We start from the raw sequence: 9197 nt of genomic DNA, 5'->3' as shown, positions 1-9197 counted from the left end.
TGCCGAGCGGGGCGGCCGCGACCAGTTGGAATCCGGCGTGGGTCAGGCCGTCCCGGAATTGCGCGAAGTCGAAACGATTCTCGAGAGGATGGTCGAGCAGCCGCCGCCAGAGCGGATGCAGCAGGTATGCGCTCAGAACTTCTTCGGCGTAGAGGCGCCCGCCGGGCTTGAGCACACGCCACAGTTCGGCAAGGACTCCCGCCCAGTCGGGGATGTGGTGAATGATGCCGAAGTCGAACACGGCGTCGTAGGCTGCGTCTTTGGCCTCGATTTGGGACGCGTTACCCACCCAGAGCCGGACTTCTCCGTCCCGGCGTTTCAAGCGCTTCGCCGCCTTTGCGATCATCCTTGGGTCGAGGTCGAAAGCGTCGACCGCATCCGCATGGAATCGGTCGAGGATAATCTCGACGCCAACGCCGCGGCCACAGCCGATTTCAAGGGCGCATCCGCCGGACATGGGGCCGCCTATCCGCAGCAATTTGCGCGCTTCATAATGGCGATGGACAAGGGCGCGTATGGGATTGTTCATCGCGAGGTATTCAACGGTGTTCAAGAGCATGGCCGGACCCTCCCCGTCCGCGAACACGCGCACATGACACTCGCGATGGTATCATTTCTCCGTGCGCAAATCAGCCGTGGGCACGGGCGCGGCGGAACACGCAGAAGCGGCGTCCGCGCCGATTGCAGGAAGGAGAATATGGAAATGGGGAAAGCGGGAAAGAAAGAACGGACACAGAAATCCCGGGGCGAGTCGGCATGCACGGGCGCGGCTGCGCCCCGGCGTCGGCGCCTCGCCAAGACAAGCAAGACATCCATGCCACGAAGGGTTCATCTCGTCGCGCGCCCAGCAGGGAGGTTGCCGGCCATGCCGCTGAATGGCGCTGTTCCACCGCGTGTCTCGGCGTCTCCCTCGCGAGCGCGCGCAATGGCGGTGTTCTTGATTCTCTTTGCCGCCGTCTCGTCGCCCGCGCAGTCTCTTGCGGAGCTCGCCGCGCCGCTGGAAGGCCGCAGCATGCGCGTGAGTTCGTCGCACCGGCTGGAAAACGGCGACTACGATCCGGACAGCAATTGGGACAATTCGAATGTGGCGCCCGGCGCCACGAAGCTGCTCGCGGACCTCGAGGGCCCCGGCGAGATCACGCATATCTGGATGACGTTCCTGGGCCCGGAACCGCAGCCGTGGGCGCCGGACGGCGCCGCCAATCACCAGGAAATGCTGCTGCGCATCTTCTGGGACAACCGCGCCGCGCCGGACGTCGAGGCGCCGGTCGGAGAGTTCTTCGCGTGCGGATTCGGCCTGCGCATGGAGGTGAACAGCGAGCCGGTGGTAGTCGATGACGGCGATTCCTACAATTGTTTCTGGCGCATGCCGTTCCGGAAAGCCGCGCGCGTCGAGCTCGTCAACCAGAGCGAGAAGGAAATCCGTCTGCTCTACTATAATATCGACTGGGTTCAGCGGCCCGTCGCCGAAGACACGCCCTGCTTCTGTGCGCGCTACAACCAGGCCTACCCCGCCGTTCCCGGGCGCGATTACCTCGTCCTCGACACCGAGGGCAAAGGTCATCTGGTTGGCGTGACGCTGTTCGTGCGCAGCCGTAGCCCCGAATGGTTCGGCGAGGGCGACGAGAAGGTCTATATCGACGGCGAAGAGAAGGCGTCCATCTGGGGCACGGGCACGGAGGACTATTTCCTGGCCGCGTGGGGGCTCAAGCGCAACAGCGCGCCCTGTTTCGGCACGCCCTGGGCCGAGGATTGGGGCGCGCTGGGGCAAAGAACCGCTGCGTACCGCTGGCACATCCACGACCCCATCGTGTTCCAGGAGCGCATCCGGTTTACCTTCGAACACTACGGCTGGCTGCCCGTCGATGAGAACCCGGAAGGCGCGCATGACAGTTGGAACGAGCGGGAAGACGACTTCGCGAGCGTGGCTTACTGGTACCAGACCGGGCCGTCCAAACCATTCAGCACAATACCTCCCGCCAGCGAGCGGCGCCTGCCGAGTCTGGATACCGTGGTCGCCGCGCGCGATTTCCTGGACGCCGAATATCACGGTGCGGGCGAGACAATGGTGCAGGAAGGCCCGCTTTGGCCCGGCGGCGGGCAGGTGTTGTTCAAGCCCTCGTCCGCGGCGGAAGCGTGGTACGAGATTCCCTTCGAGATCGCGGAAAAGAAGCCGCTTCGCCTGATCCTGCGGCTGACGCGGTCCTACGACTACGGCAGTTACCGCGTGTTGGTTGATGGCGCCGCGATTGGCGGTGCGCGCGACCTGTACGCCGAAGACACGGAGGTGAAAGAGGTTCCAGTCCTGGATTTCTGGCCGGAACCCGGCCGTCATGTGGTCCGGCTCGAATATGCTGGAAGAGCGGACGCCTCCAAAGGCGATCTTCTCGGCATCGAGTCGGTCCTGCTCCGCGAACGGCGTCCGCGGGTCAAGGAATATGGTCTCGACAAGGACCGCGACTGGAAAACGGACCCCGTGCTGTATTGAGACACGCCCCGCAGCCGTGCTACTCGCCCCCCGCGAACACGGGAGCCGGGCCGTCGAGCCATTGCAGCGTCTGCGGGTGTGTCTTGCGCTCGTTGAAAAGGTCCAGGACGGCATGCCGTTGCGCTTCCGTCAGCGCGGCGAACCCTTTGTCGTCGAGCCAGCCGTTGCTCGTGGCAACGGGCGTGCCGTAATGCGCGACGCCGAACACGGTGTAGTCGAAGCGGGTCGCGGCGGACCAGTTGCAGGACCACAAGACGTTCCGCAGGTTCGGAAACAGCCCGTAAGGCCACACGGAAGGCCGGGAATGGCTGTCTTGATAGCAGCCGTGGGCCATGATCGCGTAGGGCGGCACATCGGTCCAGAAGGCTTTTTCATCCGTCGTCATGCCAATACAATCACTTACCAGAAAGGCGAGATCGGGGCGCGCCGCGGTGGTCAGCAGCGTGAGTTCGCGGACGAGGCGCATCATCGCGCCGCACAGGTACGCCGGTTCCGGGGCGGACGGCGGCGCGGTCATGCCCGCGCGGATCATGAACGTTTCGTCCCAGACCAGCGCGTCGATCTCCTGCCCGTACTCTGCCAATAGCGCCTTCAAGTAGACGCAATACCAGTCAAAAACGGCCGGATGCGCCGGATTCTGCATGTAGGGCCGTCCGACCGTGTCGGGGCCGGCCCAGCCGCCCCAGCGGACCAGTTTCGCTTCATCAAACAAGCCCGCGCCCTCACACGCCGTAAGTCCGTCGGCAAAATACAGCGCCACGCGGAACCCACGGTCTTTCGCGTAGCGGATGCGCTGGTGCATCGCCGTCTTGGTCAGAGGCACGGCCTCGGACGTCGCGAACCCTCTGTCCTTCACGGCGGCCGCGTTCGGGAACGCAGTCCATGCGTCGTCGAGCAACCCCGTCCCTGCGTCAAACGTGTAGCGGCCCAGCATGTCGTACCAGCCGTGGAGCGTAAAGATGACCTTGGACCGGTCCGCGGCAGGCACCCGCTGCGCGACCGCGTCGATGTCCGCGAACCAGCCTTTGCCACCGTGACTGAGATAGTCGTAGTGCTGCCAAGCGACATCATGCAGCCACTCGGGCCCCGGCGGCACGTCCGCGAGCGCCGTGGCATACCACGCCTCTACAGCCTGTCTTGGCGGCCCCGAATGGATAACGGTCCAGAACGACCGTGTCACGGGGCCATTCAAGGCGACTGCGCCTCCGTTGAAGACACAATCGCAGGAATGCCGCCCGTCCTGCGTCAAGCGAAAGCTGGAAGTGAAATACGGGTCGGCGATATGCGTCAGCCGGATGGACTCGTCGTTGTCCGCCACACTCAGCATCGGGAGCGCCAGGTGCTGCGCGGGCCGTCCGAAGGTGTGGCCGCCGCCGTCCAGGGGCCATGTCCAGCACAGGTCGCCGTTCAGGCCGGTCGTCTCGCCGATGCCGTCCTGCCGCGGCACAAATACACGGGGCGCCGCACCCTGGATGGCAAGCGGGATGCCCACGGACAGCGCGATGTCCTGGTTCAAGGGCGGCGCGGCGGGTTCTAGCGTCACCCTGCGCCGGACGCACGGAAATCCGCCCGCGGAAACGAAAGACACCTCGTAATGCACCAGCAGCGGGCAAAATGCGGTCAGGTCGTATTCAAAGACGACCGTGTCTCCGTGGTTCTCCACCCGATCGGGCTTGGCGCATGCCGCCAGCGGGCTATCCGCGGCATGCCACACCCCTTCATCGACGGCGGCGTCCACACCGGCCCTCAGGATATCCAAGCCCGTGGCGAGGTCGCGTCCGGCTGCGTCCCTGCAGCGCACGACCCGTCCGTCCCGTGAGACTTCAAGTGTCCAGCCGCCCTGCGCGAGCGTGTACGCCTCGGCGGCCCATGCGGATGCCGCCGCGACGCAGAACGCAAACGCAAGCCCGCACGATATGCGCCGGCCTGTCCTTTTCCCCGGACTCTGCAGCGAGCCGCGATGATACGTCCCGATCTTGCCTTTCATGGCACCTTTCCTCCCTGTAATTCTTTCCAGCATAAGAGGGTTGCGCACGCGTTCGCGAATATTCGCTGGCCGAATGCCTCAAGCTGCCGCAGCTTGCTCCCGCTTTTCTGACCGGGCGGGTTACTGCCCGAATCCGCCGCCCATGAGCGTCAATTCCGCGGCCACGCCGTAGTGGTCCGCAAGGTCGATGGTCCGGCCTTCGTATTCGCGGGTTGGGCGCTGGATGGTCACGCGCATGAAAGCCGATGCCGTGCCGCAGGGATTCAACAGGACGTGGTCGATCAGGTTCAGCTTGTTCGGCTTGCCCGTCTTCCAACTGTTCCGGCTGTCGGAGCTATACGGGCGCGGGTCGTCCACGGGAAAATCCGCCGTTTCGGTGAGGCGGAGCAGCGCATCGTATTCGGGCGAGCCCTTATCCGTGTTGAAGTCGCCGAGCAGAATCTGCGGCACGCCCGGGCGCCGGTGCGGCGCGAGCAGGCGCTCCGCAATCGCGGCGACGGCCTTGTCCTTGATCGCCTGCCTGCCCGTGGGGAAATGCGTGCCCGCGAGCTGGAAGGGCATGCCGTCCTTCTCGCCCTCGACCAGGCAGCAGCCCTTCGACGTGAACACCTCGATGCGCGAGAGGTCGTCGAAGACCACATGCGCCACGTACCGGATGGGTACGCGGCTCATGAAGAGCACCCCGTTGCTGAATGCGCGACCGTCGGCCGCGTACTGCGGCGGCACTTCATACGGATACTGCTCCTTCAGGCCCGCCTCGAGTTTCCGCTGCATCGCGACATCGAGCACTTCCTGCAGACACACCACGTCGTAGTCGCTCTGGTTCAGGTGGTCAATAATCCATGGCGCGCGCTCGGCCTGCATCTTGTCGAGCCGCCGGTCCATTTGCGAAAACGCGGCGGGCAGCATTTGAATGTTCCACGTGAGCACCTTGAGCGCCGTGCCCGCGCCCGCCGCCGCGGAGTCCGGCTGCGCGGTCTCGCCGGACATTGCGTGCGCGGTCAGGAACCGGACGAGGTTGCGCTTGAACGACGGATAGAACGGCAGAGTGAAATGGTTTGCGCCAGGCACCTCGACAAACTCAACACCGGGCAGGTGCCGGCGCAGGTCCTCCGCGAGATAGCGGAACCCGTCGCGGTCGCCGATGATGCACATGGTGGGCGTGTGGATCGCTTCCAGGTCCGGTTGCAGCACGGCCAGTTCCGGATAGGTTGCTTTCAGGGCCTTCTTCACGGGCTGGCTCAGGAACCGGTCGCCGATCCAGTTCCGGACAAAATGGAACAGGGACTTGGAATTGTCCATCGGGAACAGCGCCGCCTGCAGCGCCCGCGGTTTGGGTTGTTCCTCGGGCGAGCGATACGGACTCGGGATGGGCGTCGGGTCTTCGGGGTTTTTCCACCCCGCCGCGCAGATGGCAGCGCTCTGTATACGGTCGGGGTGCAGCACGAGCAGGCGCTGCAGGAGAAACCCGCCCAACGAATACCCGGCCACGTGCGCCTTCCCGATACCAAGATGGTCCATAAGCCGCACGACGTCCTCGACCATCTCAACGCCGTACCTTTCCGGGTCCGCGGGCTTGTCGCTGAGCCCGTGGCCGCGCAAGTCGAACGCGATGACGCGGAAGTGCTTCGCCAATGCGCGTGTCACGCCCGTCCGCCGCCAATTCCAGTCCGCGTTCACGCCGATGCCGTGGATCAGGATGACCGGTTCGCCCGCGCCCTCATCTGTGTAGAAGATGCGCGCACCGTTCGAGTCAAAATAGTCTCCGTCCGCGCGATGTACCAGCAGGTACACGAAGACGGCGAGAGTCAGCAGCACCAGCGCGATAAACGCGCCGCAACCCAGCAGCAGTTTCTTTCGCAATTCCGGCTATTCCTCAGAGGTGCGGCCCATCTGGCGGCGATGTGCCCGGCGCCAACCAGCAATGTACGGGAATAAGACCGTCAGGGCGGCGGACCGGTTGCAGCCGGTGTAGGGGCGAGGCATGCCTGGCCCCTACGAGGGAGAAAGTGCGGAGAATTCAGGGCGGGGTCACGAGTCCCCGCCGGTCTCACTCTCCAGTGATTCCCTTCGCCTTGCCCACAAGTTCGAGGAACTCGGTGCGGTAGCCGCTCGGGTCGCCGCCGAGGCCGGATTCGGCCCATGCGCGGACGGTGTCGAAGGTCGCGCTGCCTTTGTGAGCCGAACTACGCAGCAGCATGCCAAAACTCGCGACCGATGCGGCGAACTTGAAGTCCGGATCGGCCAGTTCCCATTCGACCCCGGTGTCGTTCACGGGAAACGTCAACAACTCGCTGGTATCGCCGTCGGGCGCCTTATAGCGCAGTTTCAACGTCATCAACTCGCCGCTCGCGGCCGCATCGCTGAGCCCCGGCGTCTGCTGATAGCGCAGCGGGTCCACCGGCGCCGTATCCGCGGGCGTGCCCGCGGGCACGATCTCATACAGCGCCGTGACGGCGTGCCCCGCGCCGATTTCGCCCGCGTCCTTCGTGTCGTCGTTGAAATCGCGCGCCGCGAGCACGCGGTTCTCGTAGCCGATGAGCCGGTACGCGCCCACCTGCGCCGGGTTGAACTCGACCTGGATTTTCACGTCCTTCGCAATGGTCACGAGCGTCCCGCTCATCTGCTCGACGAGCACCTTGCGCGCCTCGTTCAACGTGTCGATATACGCGTAGTTGCCGTTGCCCTTGTCGGCCAGATGCTCCATCGTCGCGTCTTTCAGGTTGCCCAGGCCGAACCCGAGCACCGTCAGGAACACGCCGGACTTCGCCTTTTCCTCAATGAGCCGCGTCAGATCACCCTCGTTCGTAATACCGACGTTGAAATCGCCGTCGGTCGCGAGGATGACGCGGTTTGCGCCGCCTTTGAGGAAGTTTTCGACCGCGATCCGGTAGGCAAGCTGGATGCCCGCGCCGCCGTTTGTCGAGCCGCCCGCATCGAGCCGGTCGATGGCGTCGAGGATCGTCTCGCGTTCGTTGCCCGGCGTCGACGGCAGCACCAGCCCGGAACTGCCCGCGTAGACGACCATCGCCACGCGGTCGTGCTCGTCGAGTTGATGCGCGAGCAGGCGCAGCGCCTGCCGCACGAGCGGCAGCTTGTTCTCCGGCTGCATCGACCCCGATACGTCGATCAGGAACACCAGGTTGCTCGCGGGACGCTCTGTCTTCGCCATTTCCCAGCCCTTCAGCCCGATGCGCACAAGCCGGTGCTCCGCGTTCCACGGGCAGCCCGCTACCGTCACATGCGCGGCAAACGGCTTCGACCGGTCCTCCGGCGGCGCGTACGCGTAGTCGAAATAATTGACCAGTTCCTCGATGCGCACCGCGTCTGGCGGCGGTAGCGTCCCCTGTTCAAGGAAGCGCCGCACATTGCTGTACGACGCCGTGTCCACGTCGATCGAGAACGTCGACAGCGGCTCGTCCGTCGCGCGTGTGAACGGGTTCTCAACAATGTTCGCGTACGCCTCCGTGTTGTGGCCCGGCCAGTAGTTTTGGGATGGGTCGTTATAGGGATTAAGCTCGACTGCCATCCCATCCGGCCGTACGTAGAAAGGAATATGCTCCCGTTCACCCGTGCCGTTTATATCCACATCGTAGAAATCACCTCTTATTCTGATTTCGCCTCCGACTCTGACCGGCTGCAGACTCAGCGTTATTCCCGCTTCCGGAACATTCGCGAGGTTCCTCAGTTGTTCCACACGTTGTGAGCGTATTTCACACTCAAATTCCATCTGTCTCAAGAGACGTTGCTCAGCCTTGAAGCTGGTCGGCGTACCACGCCTGGGTGATTCGAAAGGACGGACGAGAGTCGGCAAGAGGACTACAACAAGAAGCGCCATCAATGCAGTCGCCGGTAGGAGGCGAATTGCCCAAAATGACCAGCCGGAACGCTGTCTCTTGGTCCTTGCGCGTCGCGGCTTGGCTTTCATCGGCTCCACCACAGCTTCCTGCATGACCTGCTCCCGCTGTGTGGCATCAAGTTGCAGGTCCGGTTCCGATGCGTAGACTTCCCGGGTCAGGCTCGCGACTTCGCGGAGTTCCTGCGCAAGACGTTCGAGTTCCGGACCCGAATGCACCTTTTGGGCAATTTCATTCAGGCGGGTCTCGTCCAATTCCCCGAGGATGAATGCGGTCAGTTTTTCGTTATCGATCTTGTTGCTCATGGTTCAATTCTCCCGGACCGGGTCGCGTTCGGTCCGCAATCGGCGGCGCAGCACGTCGAGCGCGCCGGCGACCAGGTTCGAGACGGTCCCGAGGGACACGCCCATGACCTCGCTGATTTCGCGGTAGGTCAATCCGTTATGAAATTTGAGGCGGCAGGCTTCCTGCTGGTCGGCAGGCAGTTCGCGGATCGTGTCGGCGATGAGGCGATGCGTTTCGTTGCGGTCCGCCTCGGCGCCGGGTCCGGAACCGCCGTTGGCCAGCGTGGCCGCGTGCTCGTCGAGCAGGGGCGCCATACGCGATTCCTTCTTGCGCACGTTGAGTGCGTGGTTGCGCACCACCGTGTGGAGCCAGGCGGCGAGGTGTCCGTCCACCTTCGCTCGGTCCGCCGTGCAGAGCTTGAGAAAGGTCTCCTGCACGATGTCCCGCGCCAGTTCCGCGTCGCCGGTAATCCCGGCCGCGTAGCGGAGCAACGGGCGCTCGAATTGCCGCAGCGCCTCCGCCACCCACGCCGCCTTGCTTCCCGCGATGGTGTCCATGGCTTGTTCCCGCACTTCGCTAG

Annotated in this window: 6 protein-coding genes; 1 reads left to right on the top strand and 5 read right to left on the bottom strand. The window is 64.1% G+C overall.

Annotation, left to right across the window (positions count from 1 at the left end):
- A partial coding sequence (locus KA184_21495) for a class I SAM-dependent methyltransferase (GenBank protein MBP8132162.1) occupies positions 1-559 on the bottom strand: 559 nt, incomplete at its 3' end.
- Between the two features lie 366 nt (positions 560-925).
- Here KA184_21495 and KA184_21490 point away from each other — a divergent pair.
- Positions 926-2488, top strand: a complete 1563-nt coding sequence (locus KA184_21490; protein ID MBP8132161.1) for a DUF2961 domain-containing protein — start codon at positions 926-928, stop codon at positions 2486-2488.
- A 19-nt stretch (positions 2489-2507) separates the two neighbouring features.
- Here the strand turns inward: KA184_21490 and KA184_21485 are convergent, their stop codons facing one another.
- From KA184_21485 to KA184_21470, 4 genes are all read right to left on the bottom strand, one after another.
- Complete coding sequence (locus KA184_21485) at positions 2508-4475, bottom strand: hypothetical protein (GenBank protein MBP8132160.1); 1968 nt, start codon at positions 4473-4475, stop codon at positions 2508-2510.
- Between the two features lie 120 nt (positions 4476-4595).
- On the bottom strand, positions 4596-6338 hold the full coding sequence (locus KA184_21480) for an alpha/beta fold hydrolase (protein MBP8132159.1): 1743 nt from the start codon (positions 6336-6338) through the stop codon (positions 4596-4598).
- A 187-nt stretch (positions 6339-6525) separates the two neighbouring features.
- Positions 6526-8205: a VWA domain-containing protein gene (locus KA184_21475; protein ID MBP8132158.1), complete on the bottom strand. Its 1680-nt coding sequence runs from the start codon at positions 8203-8205 to the stop codon at positions 6526-6528.
- A 435-nt stretch (positions 8206-8640) separates the two neighbouring features.
- Positions 8641-9197: sigma-70 family RNA polymerase sigma factor (locus KA184_21470; GenBank protein ID MBP8132157.1), on the bottom strand; the 557-nt coding region annotated here is incomplete at its 5' end.

The sequence above is a fragment of the Candidatus Hydrogenedentota bacterium genome (genome assembly GCA_018005585.1).
Lineage (GTDB): Bacteria > Hydrogenedentota > Hydrogenedentia > Hydrogenedentales > JAGMZX01 > JAGMZX01.
The sequence above is the reverse complement of the archived record's forward strand: the minus strand, read 5'-3'. Positions and strand labels throughout refer to the sequence as shown.

What these genes read in the sequence shown, in the direction of transcription:
- KA184_21490 (MBP8132161.1), top strand. Translation starts at nt 926, where the DNA reads ATGGCGGTGTTCTTGATTCTCTTTGCCGCCGTCTCGTCGCCCGCGCAG.
- KA184_21485 (MBP8132160.1), bottom strand. Translation starts at nt 4,475, where the DNA reads ATGAAAGGCAAGATCGGGACGTATCATCGCGGCTCGCTGCAGAGTCCG.
- KA184_21475 (MBP8132158.1), bottom strand. Translation starts at nt 8,205, where the DNA reads ATGGAATTTGAGTGTGAAATACGCTCACAACGTGTGGAACAACTGAGG.